The organism is Corynebacterium gottingense (assembly GCF_007559235.1).
Lineage (GTDB): Bacteria > Actinomycetota > Actinomycetes > Mycobacteriales > Mycobacteriaceae > Corynebacterium > Corynebacterium gottingense.
Map to the genome: position 1 here is coordinate 239662 of NZ_VMHH01000002.1, position 17847 is coordinate 257508.

The following is a 17847-nucleotide window of genomic DNA, read 5'->3' on the forward strand; positions in this document are numbered from 1 at the left end:
GCGGGCGTGTGTCAGATGTGGGCGAGGCGTTGTGCGCGTCTGTCGGGGTCGGCGTGATCAACCCCGCCGGGTATTCGATACCCACTCGGGCTCTGCCACGTGACGCGCCCGCGGTGCCGGTGCATCCTGCCGCGTCCTGGCCTGCCGTTTTGCCGATTATGGTAGGTGCACAACCAGCACAGGTTCCCAATCTCCGTCCCACCCCCGCTGGCCCACTCAGTCAGGTGGTGCGCCTCGGAGACATCCGCCGGCTGGTGGCAATCCGCCCAGGCGCACGTCGGCCCGTCCGCACTCATCAACAGCCGCAGCTCCCGGGTCGCCCGCCTCGGGTTGGCCGGGTCATCCCCGGCAAGGGTGGTCGCGTACAGGTTGACCGGCCCGTCAGTCGGCGAGATCAACGCGATATAGCCGGCCTTGTTGAGCTTCCGGTTGACCAACTCGGCACCGTCAAGCCACTCACCGTTGGTCAGCTGCACCTGGATCTCGGCGGCGTTGTTGGAGTGGGTGCGCCAGGCGGCGAACTCGCCGATGTCCATGTTAAGCACCGTGGTCACCTGCGGTGCGGCAGCACGGGCGGTGGTATTACCGGTCAACCAGGCTGCCGGGTCGGGGTGTGCTGCGTGGTAGGCGGCGAGCACGTCGCTGGTGCGCCCCGTCACGTGCAAGGTGGATAAGCCCTTGTCGTGGTAGGTAATGCTTGCTTTCGGTGCCCGCGGTGTCGGTGGGGCGAGCTTCTTTTTGAGTTTCTTCGCCTCGCGCATGATGGTGCGTAAATCGCCGTCGGTCTCGCACAGGGCGCGGCGGTATTTCCAGCGATCCGCATCCTTGGTCAGGCTGCGAGACGAGCGGGCGATAAAGGCGAGGGTGTCGATCCGGTGGCCGCGGTCGCGTGCGGCGTCGACGCAGGCGGTCTGCGCCCGGCGGTTGCGTACCGGGGCGAAGAAGACCTCGGCGGCGGTGGCAAGTTGGGCGGCGCGGTCGGGGTCCATGCCGCGGGAGATGAGCGTGTCGGCGCTTGACGACGCGGCCGCGGCAACAAGGTCGATGCCGCGGTTGTCGAGGGTGATCAGGTCGTCGAGAAGCGTCATGCCACACAGCATAAACCTGCTTGACCTGCGGGTTCAATGGTTTGTGAGAAGGATTTCACTTTCGGCCGAGCAGGGAACCGGCGGGGTGTTTTCAACGTCTAATAAGGTTTCGGGATTTCAACGCAGCACGCGGAGGTTGCCGTCGAGGCGGCGGGTGATGCCGTGGGCGTCGAGAAGCTCGAGCAGCGGAATCGCCACGCGGCGGGTCGTGTCCCACGCGCGGCGCGCCTGCGAGGCGGTGAAGGGCGAGTCGAGGTCGCGCAACAGCTCCGCGGCGCGGGCGGGGGCCGAGGCGAGCAGCACGACGCCGTCGCCGAGGCGCACGATGCGGCCCGCGCGCTCCGCCGCCGCCAACTCCTTCTCGCCCACGTTCCAGCGCGCGAGGTCCGCCGCCTCCGGCGCACGGAACGGCTGGTCGCGCAAGTGCTCCTCTAGGCGGGCCACGCCCGGCCCCAGGTCCCGCTGCGCGCCGCTGGTCACCCCCCCGCCGGCGAGCGTGAGCTTGGCCGCCGCGGCCGCCAGCGCGAGCAGCTTCGGGTCGGGCAGCTCAAGCAGATCGGACGCCGCGCCAGCCGAGAGGCCCGCGGAGAGCGGGTTGTCGCGCTCGTGCTCCGCCACCGCCGCCGCCAGCTCGCGCTTCCACTCCATCACCTGGCTCGCGCGGACCCAGTACCCGGCGAACGCCACCGTGCCCGCCGGCGGCGCCGCCGGCACGTCGAAACCGAGCCGAGCCAGGTGCGTGGGCGTGACCGCCACGCGCCGCGTGATCTCCGCATCCAACGACGGCAGCGCGGGTAGCTGCTCGGAGCGGCGCCTGCCGTCGCCGCGGCGCCGCAGCTCCGGCGGGTCCGCATCGACCACGCGCACGCCCGCCAGGATGTGCTGGGCGCCGGGGCCGCGGAGCACGAGCGCGTCGCCGAGCGTCAGGGGCAGCGGCCGGTCGAGCACCAGCCGCACGTAGTCGGCGCCGAACGGCCGCACCTTCGCCTGGACCTGCGCGGTGCCTACGTGCGCGACCAGTTCGTGCGGGAGGTTGGTGGCTGGTTGGCCGGTGGTGATGTGGGCGTCGATAAGCGAGGTCTGCTCCCACGCGCCCGGGGTGCACAGCGCGTCGCCGCGGCCGAGTTCCTCGGCGCTGACCCCGCGCAGGTTGAGCGCGACGCGTATCGCGGGGGCAGCCGCGCCGATCGGCGTGTCCTCGGACTGGATGCCGCGCACCTGCACGTCCCGCGCGCCGAGCCGCAGCGTGTCGCCAGGGCGGATCGTGCCCGCGGTGACCGTGCCGGTGACCACGGTGCCCGCCCCCTTGATGGTGAATGCGCGGTCGACCCACAGTCGCACGCGCGCGTCCGGGTCGGGCCGCGGCGCATTTCGCAGCTTATCGACGCACACGCGCCCCAACTCCACCATCCCCTCACCCGTGTGCGCGGAGACCTCGACGACCGGCGCGCCCTCCAGCGTGGTGCCGGCGACGTGGCGCGCGATCTCGGCGCGCACCTCGTCGCGGCGCGCGCGGCCGGCGCGATCGGCCCTGGTCATTGCGATGACTGCGTCGGTGATGTCGAAGGCGTCGATGGCGGCGGCGTGGTCGGTGGACTGCGCCATCCACCCCTCGTCGGCCGCGACGACGAAGAGGACGGCGGGCGCGGGGCCGACGCCGGCGAGTGTGTTGGCGATGAAGCGCTCGTGGCCGGGCACGTCGACGAAGGCCACGTCGACGGGGTCGCCGGCTCCCCGCGGCAGTCGGGCCCAGACGAAGCCGAGGTCGATGGTGAGCCCGCGCTGCTTCTCCTCTTCCCAGCGGTCCGGCTCCATCCCGGTGAGCGCCTTGACCAGGGTGGACTTGCCGTGGTCGACGTGGCCCGCGGTTGCCATGACGTACGTCGGGGGCGTCATTGCTGCCCCGCTTCGGCGACGGCGCGGGCGAGCTCGGCGTCCCGCGCGGGTGGGATGCAGCGCAGGTCGAGCAGCAGCGCGCCGTCGTGGACGCGGCCGAGGACGGCGGGGCGTTGGAGGCGGAGTGGCTCGGCGAGCGACTGGTCAACCGCCACCGCCCAGCCGGCGAGCGGGACGCCGGGTGCTCCCCCGCCGCCGACGCGGCCGTCGTGCGGCACGACGCGCGCGGCCGTGCCGCCTTCCCGCAGCGCCGCGGCGAGCGCGTCGGCGCGGGTGCGCAGCTTGTCGGGGTCGGCGTGCAGCGCCGCTGAGGTGGGTGTGTTCCGCAGCCGGACGGTCGCTTCGAGCGCGGCGAGGCGCAGCTTGTCCACGCGCACCGCGCGCGCCAGCGGGTGCCGCCGCAGCCGCTCGACGGCGTCCTTGCGCCCCAGGATCACGCCCGCCTGCGGCCCACCGAGCAGCTTGTCGCCGGAGAAGAGGACGATGTCGGCGCCGGCGCGCAGCGCGGTGGTGGCGTCGGGCTCGTCGGGAAGCGCCGGGTCCGGGCGCAGCAGCCCGGAGCCCGTGTCCACGATGAGGGAAAGCTCGTGCGCGTCGGCGATGTGGCGCAGCTGCGCCACGCCCGCCTCGGCGGTGAAGCCGTGGACTCGGTAGTTGGACGGGTGCACCTTCAGGATGGCGCTCGCGCCCGAGGCGGCGCGCTCGTAGTCGTGCGGGTGCGTCCGGTTCGTCGCGCCCACCTCGACGAGCTCGACGCGGGCCGACTCGATGAGCTCCGGCAGGCGGAACCCGGCCCCGATCTCGATGAGCTCGCCCCGCGAGATGAGCACGCGGCCGTGCTCCGCCAGCGCCGCGTTGGCTAGCAGGAGCGCGCCCGCGCCGTTGTTGACCACCAGCGCATCCTCCGCCGCCGGGCACGCCGCGAGCAGCGCGTCGCGCGCGCCCGCCCCGCGGTTGCGCGACCTGCGGCCGGTCGCGAGGTCCATCTCTACGTCCACGTAGCCCGCGGCGTCGACGAGGGCGTCGACGGCCTCCGGCGCGAGTGCCGCGCGCCCCACGTTGGTGTGCACCACCACGCCCGTCGCGTTGAGCACCGGCGTCATAGAGGCGACACCCTTGCCAACCAGTGCGAGGAAGTAGGACTCGGCGGCGTGGGGTGGGATAAGGTGGCGTCGACAAGCGTCCTGCGTAGTGCGCGCGAGGGCCTTGAGCGCGTGCGCGGCGAGCGGCGTGTCCTGCGCCAACGCCAGCAGCGCGTCGGTGCGGGGGATGTGGCGGCGCGGGTCGGTCAAGCTCGTGTCCTCCTCGAAAAGCGTGGCGGAGACGGACAGGAATCGAACCTGCCAGGTCGAGCTGCTCGGCCTCACCAGTTTTGAAGACTGGGGCGCCCACCAGGACACGTACGCCTCCGCGCAAAACGCTACCATAGGCCACATGAGCACCACGAACCCCAAGATTCGTCTCACCCAATTCGCCGCCGGCGGCGGCTGCGCCTGCAAGATCCCGCCCGGCGAGCTGGAAGACGCCGTCAAGGGCCTCGTCGGCGTGCACGACCCCAGCGTGATCGTCGGCCTGGACGACGGCGACGACGCCTCCGCGATCCGCGTGCGCGATGACCTCGCCGTCATTTCCACCGCCGACTTCTTCACCCCCGTCGTGGACGACGCGTACACCTGGGGAAAGATCGCCGCGGTCAACGCGCTTTCCGACGTCTACGCCATGGGCGGCACCCCCATCACCGCCATCAACCTGCTTGGCTGGCCGCGCGACGTCCTCCCGCAGGAGCTCATCCGCGAGGTCCTCCACGGCGGGCTCGACGGCGCGAGCGCGGCCGGCATCTCCGTCACCGGCGGGCACTCCATCTCCGCGCCCGAGCCAATCTACGGCATGTCCGCCACCGGCACGATCGACCCCGCACGCCTTATGCGCAACGACGCCGCCGCCCCCGGCCTGCCCATCACGCTGACCAAGCCGATCGGCTCGGGCCTGCTGAACAACCGCCACAAGGCCACCGGCGAGTGGTTCGACGAGGCGGTCGAGGTCATGACCACGCTCAACCGCGACGCCTCCCGCGCCGCCGTCGACGCCGGTGCGCGCGCCGCCACCGACGTCACCGGTTTCGGCCTACTCGGCCACCTGTACAAGATGGCGCGCGCCTCCGGCGTCGACGCGGTCATCGACCACACGAAGGTGCCGCTTATCGACGGCGCACGCGACACCCTTGCCCAAGGCTTCATCCCGGGCGGTTCGCAGCGCAACCTGGACTGGGTGCGCCCGCACGTTGATGCCGACGGCCTCAACGAAGAGGAATTGCTCCTGCTCGCCGACGCGCAGACCTCCGGCGGCCTCCTGGTCATCGGCGAGGTGCCCGGCTACCCCATCATCGGCGAAACCACCGAGGGCACCGGGCGCGTGCGCGTGCGCTAGCTAGGACGCGGTGGTGATGGAGTCGCCGACCTGGCCGGCCTCCTGGCGGGCGCGCAACCTGGCGCGCTGCGGCTCCACCACGTACTTCGGGTCCTCAGTGGAGCGCTTCCCCGCGGCGATGATGCCGAAACGGGTCAGGCACGACGCCGCAGCCAGCGCGACACCGCTCGCCGCCGCGACCGCGCGGCGCTTCCCGCCGAACACCGCCCCGAGCCCGCCGGCGATGACCAACGCCTCCGCGGCCTTGAGGAACTTCCCCGCCTTGCCGTGCTCCATCGTCTCTTCCAACGGCTCGGTCAGCCTGCGGGTGAGCACTGATGACGCCACCACGTCCGCCACCGCACCAACCCCGGCCAGCGCGCGGGCCGGGCCGTTGTGCCCGGTGGAAGTCGTCACCAGCGCAGCACCCGCGGACGCGCACGCCGCCGAGGAGACGAACAGGTTGGGCAGCTCCTTGTGCGCGTCCTGCCACATAGGCACTGACGTGTTACCAAGCAGCACCGCGGTGTAGACGGCCAGCGGCGCACCCATCAGCCCGGAGGCGACGCCGGCCGGGGTGGCCAGCGCGTGCAGGAGTGTCCGTGTCGGCCCAGGCAGTGGGGCCCGCTCGCCGGTGAGCGCGTCCGCCTCCGCCGCCGCGGCGACCATCGCGCCGCCGGAGAAGGCACCGAGGATCCAGGACCCCACCGACATCGGCGAGGACAGCTTGAACACGCGGAACATGTTGAGCAGGCGCTCGGGGCGCCCGAGGTCGATGACCAGGCAGCCGGATCCCACCGCCGCGGCAACCGCCGCGGTCAGGCGCGTGTTGCGCTGCAGCTCCCTGTTGCCGGTCGCGCCGGCACCCACGGCCAGCAGCGAGGACCCGCCCGCCATGCCGCCCAGGAATAGGTAGACGCCGATCGGCCATTCCCACGGCGGGAATTTCACAATCGGCCGCCCGTAGTAGGAGTCGTACTGCTCAAAGTCCGCGCGCGGCACCATGAGCTCCTCGCCGCGCCGCCGCTTCTTGCCGCCGTAGCGGGTCGAGCCGCTCCGTCGCTTCGGTCCGCGCGGCGGCTCCGGTGGACGGAAGGAATCGAACTCTGCCATCTACTTTCCTCCGATCACGAATGCCGCCGCGGCGGCGCCGACGAGCCCCGCGGCCGCGACGACGGCCCGCTTGGCCATCTCGGGCAGGTTTGCGGTGGGCACCTCGGGGTCCGGCGGCAGGCCGTAGACCTCGGGGGCGTCGAGAAGCAGGAAGATCGAGCCGGTGCCGCCGACGCCATCGTAGCTGTTCGCACCGTAGAGTCGCGCCTCGGTCATGCCCTGTGCGTGGAGCTCGGCCACGCGGGCCTTCGCGGCGGCGAGCATCTCGGTGTAGGTGCCGTACTGGATGGAGTTGGTCGGGCACGTCTTCGCGCACGCCGGGCCCTCGCCGACCTGCTGGCGGTCGAAGCACATCGTGCACTTCTGCGCCACGCCGACGTTCTTGATTGGCGCGACCTCGCCGACCGTGAAGTCCTCCCCCACCTTCGCGCGCTCGTTGCGCTTTTGCACCCCGCCGTCGGCGCGCCGCTCGATCACGCCGAACGGGCAGCCGGCCACGCACGTTCCGCAGCCGTTGCATACGTCGTCCTGCACCACCACCGTGCCGTGCTCGGTGCGGAACAGCGCGCCCGTCGGGCACACATCCAGGCAGCCCGCGTTGGTGCAGTGCTTGCACACGTCCGACGACATCAGCCAGCGGAAGTCCGGGGTGTCCGGCAGCTGGGGCTCATGCTTATCGACGCCACCGTCACCCTCCCCCGATGCACCCGGCATCCCCGGCATCCCGAGCGTGACCAGCTTCTTGCCTTCCTCGCGGGCCTGCTGGATCTGCTCTTCGCTCTGCTCAATGAACGCCACGTGGCGCCACGTGTTCGCCCCGAGGGAGCCGGTGTTGTCGTACGACATGCCCGACATGGCGTAGTCGCCGTCCTGCGGGTTGCGGTTCCACTCCTTGCAGGCCACCTCGCAGGCCTTGCAGCCGATGCAGATTGAGGTGTCGGTGAAAAACGCCTTGCGCTGCTCACCGTCGTAGCCCACGTGGGAGGGCGATTCCGTGATCCGGTTCTTCGTCTGCACTTCGCCTTACCCTTCCTGGTTCGACATGTTGTCCTTCGTGGGGTCGTCCTTGGCTGCCGAGGCGTCGCCTTGTCCCTGGCGGACGGCGGCCTGCGACGTGGCGTCGTGAAGCACTGTGCCCGTGTTCTCGTCCAGGCCGGCGCGCTGCTGGTACTCGCGCACCAGCTCGACGCGCGCGGCGCCGCGGGGCCGGCGGCCGGGGCGGATGTCCACGGCCGAGACCTTGGAGGCCTGGATGTTCACGTTCGGGTCCAGCATGATGCCGAGCAGGTCGTTCGGCCCGTCGCCAGCCACCTCAGCGTAGTTGCCGCGGCCGTAGTGGAACGGCATGCCGATCTGCTCAAACGCACGGTCGCCGACGGTGAGCGTCTTGATGCGGTCGGTGACCAGGACGCGCGCCTCGATGGCGTTACGCGGCGAGATGATCGTCGCCCACTCGCCGTTGCTCAGCCCGACGCGCTCTGCCAGCTCCGGCGAGACCTCGCAGAACAGCTCCGGCTGCAGCTCCGCCAAAAACGGCAGCGTGCGCGTCATCGCGCCGGAGGTGTACATCTCGGTCAACCGGTAGGTGTTGAGCATGTACGGGTAGACGTCCGTGCCCGGCTCGCCGTAGTTCGGCGCCGACAGGTTGTGCTCCCCGCGCATCACGATGCGCGACGGCGACTGCTGCTGGCCGTAGAGCACGTTGGGGAACGGTGACTCCTGCGGCTCGTAGTGCGTGGGCATCGGGCCGTCCACCATGCCGGTGGGCGCGAAGAGCCATGCGCGGCCGTCATCTTGCATGATGAAGGCGTCGTTGCCCGCGATGGCGGCGGGCCCCACGGCGTCGCGCTCCGGCTTGTAACCGGGGGCGCGGTCCACGGGGAAGTCCACGATGTCCTTGGAGACCCACCGCTCCTCGTCTTCGTTCCACCAGACGAGGCGCTTGCGCTCGGACCAGGGCTTACCGTCCTCGTCCGCCGAGGCGCGGTTGTACAGCACGCGGCGGTTCATCGGCCACGCCCAGCCCCAGTCCAGGGCCATCTCGTCCTGCTCCTGGCCGGGGCGCTTCTTCGCCGAACGGTTCACGTCGCCGGCGAACACGCCGCAGTAGATCCAGCAGCCGGACGCCGTCGAGCCGTCCGCCTTGAGGTCTGCGAATTTGTCCACCATCTGGCCCTTGCGCGGGCCGTCGATGTAGTAGCCGTTGATCTCGCGCAGCACGGACTCGGGATCGATCTCGCCCTCGGCATCCGTCTCGTAGTCCCACGTGATCAGCTGCAGCGGGATGTCGCGCGGGTCCGTCGAGTCCTTCACGCGCTCCTTGATGCGCTGCCCCAGCTCGTAGAAGAACTGCAGGTCACTGTCCGCATCCCCCGGCGCGTCCTTCGCCTTGAAGCGCCACTGCAGGAGGCGCTGGGTCTGGGTAAACGTGCCCGCCTTCTCCACGTGGTTCGCCGCCGGGAAGAGGAACACCTCCGTGTCGATCTCCTCGGTGACCAGCTCGCCGGACTTGATCTCGGGCGAGTCCTTCCAAAACGTCGCGGTCTCGATCTCTTGGAAGTCGCGCACGACCATCCACTTGAGCTTGGACATGGCCAGTCGCTGCATCCGCCCGTTCGACTGCGCAACGGCGGGGTTCTGGCCGAAGACGAAGTAGCCGTCGATAAGCCCCTGGTCCATGAGCTGCAGGGTGTGGTAGGTGGAGTGCGCGCCCGTCAAGCGCGGCATGAGGTCCATGCCCCAGTTGTTGTCCTCGGTGGCGGCATCGCCCCAGTAGGCCTTCATCAGCGAGACCGCGTAGTTCTCGCCTTGCTGCCAGAAGCCCTTCTGGTCGCGCTTGGACACGGCGTCGAGGTACTGGTCCCACGTCTGCACCGTGGACTGCGGCATGGGCAGGTAGCCGGGCAGCAGGTGGAACAGCGTGGGCACGTCCGTGGAGCCCTGGATGGAGGCGTGCCCGCGCAGCGCCATAATGCCGGATCCGGGGCGGCCCACGTTGCCCATGAGCAGCTGCAGGATCGCGCAGGTGCGGATGAACTGCGCGCCCATGGTGTGCTGCGTCCAGCCGAGTGCGTACGCGAAGCAGGTGGTGCGCTCGCGCCCGGAGTTCTCCACGATGGAGTCCGCCAGGTAGAAGAAGTCCTCCTGCGAGATACCACAGGCCTGCTCCACCACCTCGGGCGTGTAGCGCGCGTAGTGGCGCTTGAGAATCTGGAAGACCGTGTTGGGGTCCTCCAGCGTCGGGTCCGTCTTGTTGTCCCACGACACCTTCGCGTCCCACGCCTTCTGCGGCTGCCACGTCGCATTGTCGTACGCACCGGTCTCCGGGTCGTACCCGGAGAACAGCCCGTCGAGGTCCTCGGTGTCCTGGAATTCCTCGCTGATCAGCGTCGAGGCGTTCGTGAACGCGGTGACGTAGTCGCGGAAGAACAGGTCGTTCTGCAGCACGTAGTTGATCACCGCGCCGAGCAGCACGACGTCCGAGCCGCCGCGGATGGGCACATGCTTGTGAGCGATTGCCGACGTCCGCGTAAACCGCGGATCAACGTGAATGATCCTGGCGCCGCGCGCCTTCGCCTCAATGACCCACTGGAACCCGACCGGGTGTGCCTCGGCCATGTTCGAGCCTTGGATCACAATGCAGTCCGCATTGGCCATGTCCTGCAGCGGCTGGGTTGCGCCGCCGCGTCCAAACGAGGATCCCAAACTGGGAACCGTGGACGAGTGTCATATGCGGGCCTGGTTCTCAATCTGCACCGCGCCGGAGGCGGTCCAGAGCTTTTTGATCAGGTAGTTTTCCTCGTTATCCATGGCCGCGCCGCCGAGCCCGGCGATGCCCATGGTGCGGCGCAGCGGCCGCCCTTCCTCGTCAAAATCCTGCCACCCGTTCTTGCGCGCCTCCATAAAGCGGTCGGTGACCATGTCCAGCGCGGTGCCGCGGTCCAGCGTCTGCCATTCCGTGGCACCGGGGGCGCGGTAGAGAATCTCGGTGAGGCGCCCCGGCGCGTTCACCAGCTGCTCGGAGGCAGCACCCTTGGGGCAGAGCCGCCCGCGGGAGTGCGGCGAATCCGGGTCGCCCTCGATCTGGATGACCTTCTCATCCTTGACGTACACGCGCTGACCGCAGCCGACGGCGCAGTACGGGCACACGCTCTTGACCACCCGGTCCGCATCTTCAATGCGGCCCTTCAGGTCTTTGCTTTTCGACGATTCCGTATTCGCTCCACGAGCGAAAAGGTCACCGTCCCGCACCTGGCGCACCACCGGCCAGTTCAAGGGGCTGAAACGAGACATGCCCTTCAGACTAGCCAAGTTTCGCGCCTTCGACGAGTTTCACACCCGATACACAGACACGTGGTACCCCCGTTCAACAATGCCCTACGCAATCGCAGCTGCTTTGATACATTCATTGTGCTTCTTATAAGTGCCCTTACTCACCCCCAAGTTTGAACAGAGACAGCATGCACTCCTCTTCCCGCCGCCGCGCACTGCTGTGCGCCGCCGTCGCCAGTTCTATCGCCCTCTCCTCAGTCGCCGCCCCGCAGGCAGCGCACGCACAGAAGATCGAGCTTGAGGGCTCGGACGATTTCCTGGACAATTCCGACGAAGCGAGCGATGCGATCAGCTCCGATCCGAAGTCCGCGTCGGAACTGCACGTTGAGAACTTCGCCGGCCAGGCGGCCGTGAACGCCTCGCGCCCGGTGGCGATGCCGAACGGTACGACGGTCCAGGTCAAGGGCGACATCCTCGGCCCCTGGACGGAGGGTATCGGGATGGGCGCGACCGACCTCGGCGTGATGGCGCCGCTGGATGACCGCGAGTACGCGATGGTCTTCGGCGATTCCTTCACCGGCAAGGCGTTTGGCAAGGGCACCTGGATGAGCCCCACCGGCGTCATCGCCGAGACCGATAAGGACGGCTTCGTTGCTGTTCAGCGGCCGATGAACAGCGGCAGCAAGGTGGAAAAGCTGATCAGCTACTACCAGGAGGGCAACCTCACGCTCATCCCGTCGGACATCATCAATATCGACGGCACGCTGTACATGCAGGCGATGTGGAACAACGGCATCGGCAACGTGAGCAACACCCAGATCTGGAAGTCCACGTCCCGCGGCCGCGAGTGGACGTCGATCGGCTACACCGGCAACGGTCACATGAACGGCATGGGAGACCTGATCAGCTGGGAGGAGGGCGACGACGGCTACATCTACGCCGTCTCCTCCTCCTTCAAGCGCGCCGACCCGGTCTACCTGTCCCGCTTCAAGCTGGAGGACATCGACGATCGCACGAAGTGGGAGCTCTACGACCCGGACACGGACAACTGGACCGATGAGGCCGCCCCGATCCTGTCCAAGAACGTCCAGGCCGGCGAGATGAACCTGCGCTACATCCAGGGGTACTGGGTGCTGGTGATGTTCAATGACGCGACCGACGCGATCGAGGTGCGCATCTCGGACACGCTGGAGCGCGACTGGAACGACGTGCCGGTCTCCACCATTGCCAAGGCGGGCAGCTGGAGCGACAAGCAGTCCCCCACCAACTGGTCGCAGCCCTACGGCGGCTACATCGTTCCGGGCTCCACCATCGACAACTTGGACGTCGTCGTCTCGCAGTGGAATACCGACACCAACAAGCGCTACATGTCCACGCAGTTCAACGTGCGCGGGCTGGACACGTTCTACGGCATCGACTCGAGCGAGCTGCCGCCGCTGCGCGAGGTAGTCCCGGCAAAGGACGAGCCGACTGGCCGCGGTAATGGTGGCGGCGGTGGCGCGTCCCTGAGCGCCAACATGGATGAAGAGACGGAGCGCATCGTCACCATCGTCGGCGTGCTTGCCGGCATCGCCGCGCTCGCCGCGATGTCCTTCCCGTACTGGCGCGGGGCGCTCCCGCCGCAGCTGCGCGAGTTCCTGCACATCTAGCTGCGCCGGGCGACGCGCCCCGGTTTACTCGCCGTAGATGACCTTGCCCTGAGAGGCCGTGGTGGCGGGCTGGGGCGCGGCCGGGGTCTCCTCCTCCGGGAGGAACTCCTGCTTGGCGTGGCTGGCAGCCTCCTCCAGGAACTTCGCGGAGGGGGCGAAGAAGTTCACGCCGGTGAGCGCCTCGGAGAAGTCCAGGATGCGGTCGTAGTTGCCTTCCGGCTCGCCGATGAACATGCGGCGCAGCATGAGCTCGGTGATGCGCACGTCCTTGGCGTAGCTCATGAAGTAGGTGCCCTGGTTGCCCATGGCGTCGCCGAAGCTCAGGTTGTTGCGCACGATCTCTAGCGACTCGCCGTTCTCGTCCTTCACGGAGTTCAGCGCCACGTGGGAGTTGGCGGGCTTGACATCTTCGCCCATCTCCACGTCCGAGTGCTTGGTGCGACCGATGACCTTCTCCTGCTCCTCTACCGGCAGGTCGTTCCACGCCTTGAGGTTGTGGATGTACTTCTGCGCCACAATGTAGGAACCGCCGGCCCAGTCGCCGTCCTTGATCAGCGCGGTTTCCACGCCGGCCTGCCCGCGCGGGGACTCGGTGCCGTCGACAAAACCGAGCGGGTCACGGAAGTCCTGGTACTGGAACGCGTGGACCTCGTCGTACTCGGCCACCGCGCCCTCCAACTGCGCGTTGATACGCCGGGCGAGCTCGAACGCGACGTCGTACTCGTCGGCGCGAATGTGGAAGAAAAGGTCGCCGGGGGTGGACGGCGCGTGGTGCTTCGCCCCCTGCAGCTCGCGGAAGGGGTGCAGGCCCTCCGGCTTCGGGGTGGTGAACAGGCGGTCCCACAGGTTCGCGCCGATGCCCACCACGGCGCTCAGCTGTGCCTCGGGCCAGCGGAACCCAACGCCGTTGACCAGGCCCTTCAGGCCGGTGATGACCTCGAGCGCCGGCTTCTCGGTGCCCTCGTTGAGCGTGACGGTGAGGAAGATCGCGTCCTTGGACTGGGGAAGGATGACAGTTTGCGAAACGTCTGCTGAGTACTTTTCGTTCATGGCCCCTACCCTACGCGGTGGGTGCCTACCACTGCGGAGCGTCCAGATCCACGCCCGCGGCCTCGGCGTGCGTGGTGATGAGCTCGAGGAGGTAGTCCTGCGCGCCGTCGTATGCCTTGTGGAAGCGCTCGTCGCCGACGTACATGCGGGCGAGGATCAGCTGGCGCGCCGGGGTGACCTCGTACCACTGCGCGATCGAGTCGCGGTGTTTCGCCACAATGCGTTCTGCCTCCTCCGAACCAGGTACGACGCCTGCGTCGCGGGCGTCGACCAGCTCGGCGGCCAGCTCCTCTTGCTCGCGCTTGAGCTGTTCCGCCTTCGATGCATCCATGCGGGCCAGCGCGTCCTGGGACTGCTGCCACTCCGCGGTGTCGCCCCAGCGCTGCTGCGCCTCCTCCTGGTGGGCAGCGAACTCCTCGCCGAAATAGTGCTTCATGTCAGACATGCTGAGCGTTCCTTTCTTGTGTTTGCGGATCAACGTCTCGACCGCGTCCAGCTGCGCCTCGAGGGAGTCGCGCTGGTGCACCAGGGCCTCGCGGTGGGCGCTGAGGGCGCGTGCGAGGTGGGACGGGGAGGCGTCGAGAAGCGCTGCGACCTGCGCGAGCGGAACCCCGATTCCCTGGTAGAGGGCAATCGCGGCGCCCCGCTCGAGGTCGGATGCGCGGTATAGGCGGTAGCCGGTGCTGGTGCGCTCCGGCTGTATGAGTCCGAGCGCCTCCCAGTGGCGCAGAGCTTTCGGCGTGACGCCGAGGATCTCGGCGGCCTCTCCGATGGTGGTTGCGGTCATGGTGATCAGTGAACAGGTTGCCGTAGGGACAAGGTCAAGCGGACGGGCGCGGCACCCAGACCCAGCCCTCTTCCGCGACGAGTTCCGCCTGGTCAGACGGCGGTGCTATGCATCGTCCGGCACGCACCTCTCGCGCGACGAGCGCGGCAATGACCGCGTCGAGGCAGTCCGCATTATCGGTGACACCCGCCTCCCGCCCAGCCCAATCCAGCTCGAAGCGCTCGGTGAGTCCCGCCGCGATCTCCTCGCGGGCACCGCGCCCCGCGGCGTCCGCTCCCTTGTACCCGCGGTGGCGCAGCCCCCACTGCTTCAGCGCAGCCGCCGGATAGACCTCGGCGACCCGGCCGCGCCCGGCGCGGTCCACGTTGGCGCCCGCCGCGCGCAACCGCGACTCCACGCCGGCCCAGCGCAGCGCCGGGTGCGCGATGCGCTCGGCGGCCACCGGCAGCGGGGTCACCCCGGCGTTGCGACGCACCTCCAGGTCGGTGAAGCGGTTAACCAAGCGGCGGCGCTCGTCCGGGCCGTAGGTCGCCGGGGCAGCCATGCGCTGGTCCGCGTGCGCACTCACGAACTCCCGAAACGCGCGCGGCCATCCGACGGGCACGTCCACGCCGGTGAGCTCGGCGCCGGTCACGAGTGCGATGAGGATGGCGTCGGTGGCGGAGGCGGTGGCGTCGACAAGCGTGAGCCCGGCGGGCGTTTCCTGGATGGTTGCGGTGCCGGTCTTGGCCGGGTCGGCGGCGAGGTCAATGCCGGAGAAGGTGCGGTTCATGCGAGAAAGCATATTGCGCGCTGCGGGGTAGAGTGTCCGAGGTGACGCAACAACGATCCCCCTGGCCCGCATTGTGGTCCATGATGCTGGGCTTTTTCATGATCCTGGTCGATTCGACGATCGTTTCCGTAGCGATCCCCGCGATCACCGCCGGGCTCGGCGCAAGCTACAGCTCGGTGATCTGGGTCAACAGCGCGTACCTGCTCGCATACGCGGTGCCGCTGCTGATCACTGGCAGGCTTGGCGACCGCTTCGGCCCCCGCGCCCTCTACATCTCCGGCCTCGCACTCTTCACGCTGTCCTCGCTGGCATGCGGGCTGGCCGGCACGATCGAGACGCTCATCGTCGCCCGCGTCTTCCAAGGCCTCGGCGGCGCGATGGTCACCCCGCAGACGATGGCGGTGATGATCCGTACCTTCAGCCCCCGCGAGCGCGGCAGCGCCATGGGTGTCTGGGGCGCGACCGCGGGTGTCGCCACCATCGTCGGCCCGCTGTTGGGCGGGCTGCTTGTCGACGCTTCCGGCTGGCCCTGGATCTTCTTTGTCAACGTCCCCATCGGCGTGATCGGCCTGGTGCTCGCGTGGATCTACGTCCCGCGCCTCGAGCTCACCTCCCGCAGCCTCGACTGGCTCGGCGTGGTGCTGAGCGCAGCGGGCATGTTCTGCCTCATCCTGGGTATCCAGGAGGGTGAGCGCTTCGACTGGGACTGGCGCGCGCTCGGTCTCATCGCCGGCGGCCTGGTCCTGCTCGGTACGTTCGTTGCGTGGCAGTCGCGCACTCGTCGCGACGCGCTTGTGCCGCTCGCCCTCTTTGCGGACCGCAACTTCTCGCTCTCCGCGGTCACGATCGCCACGGTGGGCTTTACCGTGTCCACGTACATGATCCCGTGGATGATCTACATCCAGTCCGTCCAGGGCTTCTCCCCCACCCGCGCCGCGCTCCTTCTCGTGCCCGCGGGGCTGGTCTCGGGCGTGCTGTCGCCCTGGATTGGCAAGCTCACCAACACGCATCAGCCCAAGCCATTCGCCATCGCGGGCCTGACCATGTTGGGCCTTTCGGTGGCGATGACCGCCTGGATCGCCGACCCGACGATCAGCCCGTACTGGCTGCTCGCCATCTCCGTGCTCAACGGCGTGGCGAACTCGATGGTGTGGGGACCGCTGTCCATGATTGCCACGCGCAACCTCGAGCCCGCGCTCGCCGGCGCCGGCTCCAGCGTGTACAACACGCTGCGCCAGGTGGGCGCCGTCATTGGCTCCGCCGCGATCGCCGCGCTCATGGACGCGCAGCTCAACGCCCAGCTCGGTCCCGGCGCTGGCGAGGCGACCGTCGGCGGCGCCGGTGCGAGCACCGGGATGCCGGAGGCGCTCCACGCCCCGTTCGCACTCGCCATGTCACACTCGCTGCTCCTCCCGGCCGCAGTCTCGCTGCTGGGTGCCGTGATGGCCTGCTTCTTCGCACGAACGAAGAGCTGGAACGACTAGGCGCCCTCCGGCTGCTGTCGCATCCGACCACCCCACGTTCGCACGCTCGTACGAATCATTGGTGGAATGTCGGTCCTGATGTTCACCCCTCCCGCTAGTCTCCACCCCGAGATGCACACCGCACCGCAACGGAACGAAACACCATGACCGAACATCCCAGCATTCGCGTTGGCGACCGCGAGCGATCCTGCGCCCTGTCCCGGTTGAGCATCCATTTCACCGACGGCCACCTCAGCGTCGACGAGTTTGATGAGCGGGCTCAGCGTGTTGCAGCCGCTACCACCCGAGGAGAGCTTGACGGCATTTTCAGCGACCTCCCTTCACCGCCGCCCCAGGAGGAGCTCAAGGAACTGAAACGGGCCAGGTCCCTGACCGCGTTTTCCCGCGAGAGGGAATTGGAGAACAAGCTGTTCCGCCGGGAAATTCGGGACTCCGCCCTTTGCCTTACATTCGGCCTCGGTACCGCATTGTTTTTCCTGCTCAAGTTCGGGTTCGGCATAAGTTTCGCCTGGCTGTCGTGGCCAATCATCGGCCTCGCGTGCATTGCAATTGTGGCATTCGCTGGCCGCACTCGAGAGGAAGAAGCGCTCGTCGGAGAGTTGCAGCAGTTGGTAGACCTCGAACACGCTGAGAAGGCCGAGAGGCTCCGCATCGCATACGATCGCCAGCAAAAACTCGGCCTCTAGGGAGACTGCCTCGATAAGGCGCGGTGGGCGGCGATCACGCCTTAAGTTAGGGTGTCGGAAGCAGTTCCCGAACGAAAGGATGTCCCCGTGGCCGAGAGTCCTGAGATGCGTATCGGCGACCCAGAGCGTACCTCCGCCCTCGATCGCCTCGGCGAGCACTTCGCCGACGGCTACCTCGACGTCGCCGAGTTCGACGCCCGCACCGCCCGCGCCGCGTCCGCAACCACTCGCGGTGAGCTCGCTGCGCTTTTCACCGACCTCCCGGACCCCACCAGCGGCAGCGACCTCAAGCAGCGCGACGATTCCCCCGCGGTGAACGCAGCGCGCGAGGCTGAACTGGAGCGAAAGCTGAAGGTGAAGCGCAACTGCGATATTGCTGCAGGCGCCATCGTCAGCTGCGGTGCGGCCGTGTTTTTCCTGCTGCAGTTCGCCTTCCACGTGTCGCTGGCCTGGGTCGCCTGGCCGGTCGCGGCCATTGCGGCACTCGCGGTTTACACCATCGCCGGAATCTCCGATGAAGAGTACGACGTGCTCGAAGAGATAGAGAAGAAGGATAAGTCGGAGCGGGCGGAGCGACTCCGCATCGCCTACGAGCGCCGCAAGGAACTGGGCAAGTAGACTCCCCTCAACGCACCGACATGTGT

At 68.4% G+C, this 17847-nt stretch carries 14 protein-coding genes and 1 tRNA gene; 5 read left to right on the plus strand and 10 right to left on the minus strand.

The window, feature by feature from the left end; all coding sequences use genetic code 11:
• Window positions 1–11: 11 nt before the first annotated feature.
• From FPH17_RS03820 to FPH17_RS03835, 4 genes are all read right to left on the minus strand, one after another.
• Window positions 12–1088, minus strand: a complete 1077-nt coding sequence (locus FPH17_RS03820; protein ID WP_154878748.1) for an HNH endonuclease signature motif containing protein — start codon at window positions 1086–1088, stop codon at window positions 12–14.
• A gap of 117 nt (window positions 1089–1205) precedes the next feature.
• Window positions 1206–2984, minus strand: coding sequence for a selenocysteine-specific translation elongation factor (gene selB, locus FPH17_RS03825; protein ID WP_244288055.1), 1779 nt, complete (start codon window positions 2982–2984; stop codon window positions 1206–1208).
• Window positions 2981–4276: an L-seryl-tRNA(Sec) selenium transferase gene (selA, locus tag FPH17_RS03830; RefSeq protein ID WP_208722071.1), complete on the minus strand. Its 1296-nt coding sequence runs from the start codon at window positions 4274–4276 to the stop codon at window positions 2981–2983. The genes selB and selA overlap by 4 nt, the downstream gene beginning before the upstream one ends.
• A 23-nt stretch (window positions 4277–4299) precedes the next feature.
• Window positions 4300–4394, minus strand: a tRNA-Sec gene (locus FPH17_RS03835).
• 24 nt (window positions 4395–4418) lie between these two features.
• Here FPH17_RS03835 and selD point away from each other — a divergent pair.
• Window positions 4419–5411 (plus strand): selenide, water dikinase SelD, encoded by a 993-nt coding sequence (selD, locus tag FPH17_RS03840; RefSeq protein ID WP_154878749.1) that lies wholly within the window; start codon window positions 4419–4421, stop codon window positions 5409–5411.
• On the opposite strand, the gene nrfD is transcribed toward selD, so the two are convergent.
• Genes nrfD through fdnG form a run of 3 tightly spaced genes read right to left on the minus strand, consistent with a single transcriptional unit; the run spans window position 5412 to window position 10796 of the window.
• Entirely contained in the window at window positions 5412–6503 is a 1092-nt protein-coding gene (gene nrfD, locus FPH17_RS03845) for an NrfD/PsrC family molybdoenzyme membrane anchor subunit (protein WP_154878750.1), read from the minus strand. It abuts the gene before it with no gap.
• Window positions 6504–7520, minus strand: coding sequence for a 4Fe-4S dicluster domain-containing protein (locus tag FPH17_RS03850; protein WP_203085475.1), 1017 nt, complete (start codon window positions 7518–7520; stop codon window positions 6504–6506). It lies immediately after the preceding gene.
• A 6-nt stretch (window positions 7521–7526) separates the two neighbouring features.
• The gene (gene fdnG / locus FPH17_RS03855) at window positions 7527–10796 is read right to left on the minus strand and encodes a formate dehydrogenase-N subunit alpha (RefSeq protein ID WP_208722072.1); all 3270 of its coding nucleotides are present in this window, start codon (window positions 10794–10796) and stop codon (window positions 7527–7529) included.
• A 167-nt stretch (window positions 10797–10963) separates the two neighbouring features.
• Between fdnG and FPH17_RS03865 the strand changes: the two genes are divergently transcribed.
• A complete protein-coding gene (locus FPH17_RS03865) occupies window positions 10964–12424 on the plus strand; it encodes a DUF4185 domain-containing protein (RefSeq protein WP_238397070.1) in 1461 nt (486 codons plus the stop codon).
• 24 nt (window positions 12425–12448) lie between these two features.
• Here the strand turns inward: FPH17_RS03865 and FPH17_RS03870 are convergent, their stop codons facing one another.
• The 3 genes from FPH17_RS03870 to FPH17_RS03880 are packed head-to-tail and all read right to left on the minus strand — an operon-like array spanning window position 12449 to window position 15033.
• A complete protein-coding gene (locus FPH17_RS03870) occupies window positions 12449–13474 on the minus strand; it encodes a Dyp-type peroxidase (RefSeq protein ID WP_154878753.1) in 1026 nt (341 codons plus the stop codon).
• 25 nt (window positions 13475–13499) lie between these two features.
• A complete protein-coding gene (locus tag FPH17_RS03875) occupies window positions 13500–14261 on the minus strand; it encodes a MerR family transcriptional regulator (RefSeq protein ID WP_154878754.1) in 762 nt (253 codons plus the stop codon).
• Window positions 14262–14295: 34 nt separating this feature from the next.
• Complete coding sequence (locus FPH17_RS03880) at window positions 14296–15033, minus strand: DUF429 domain-containing protein (protein WP_154878755.1); 738 nt, start codon at window positions 15031–15033, stop codon at window positions 14296–14298.
• Window positions 15034–15074: 41 nt separating this feature from the next.
• Here FPH17_RS03880 and FPH17_RS03885 point away from each other — a divergent pair, with 41 nt between their 5' ends.
• The 3 genes from FPH17_RS03885 to FPH17_RS03895 all read left to right on the plus strand — a co-directional run bounded on the left by FPH17_RS03885 (window position 15075) and on the right by FPH17_RS03895 (window position 17821).
• Window positions 15075–16517 (plus strand): DHA2 family efflux MFS transporter permease subunit, encoded by a 1443-nt coding sequence (locus FPH17_RS03885; protein WP_244288056.1) that lies wholly within the window; start codon window positions 15075–15077, stop codon window positions 16515–16517.
• 143 nt (window positions 16518–16660) lie between these two features.
• Window positions 16661–17203: a DUF1707 SHOCT-like domain-containing protein gene (locus FPH17_RS03890; protein ID WP_154878756.1), complete on the plus strand. Its 543-nt coding sequence runs from the start codon at window positions 16661–16663 to the stop codon at window positions 17201–17203.
• Between the two features lie 87 nt (window positions 17204–17290).
• On the plus strand, window positions 17291–17821 hold the full coding sequence (locus FPH17_RS03895) for a DUF1707 SHOCT-like domain-containing protein (RefSeq protein WP_244288057.1): 531 nt from the start codon (window positions 17291–17293) through the stop codon (window positions 17819–17821).
• Window positions 17822–17847 lie beyond the last annotated feature (26 nt).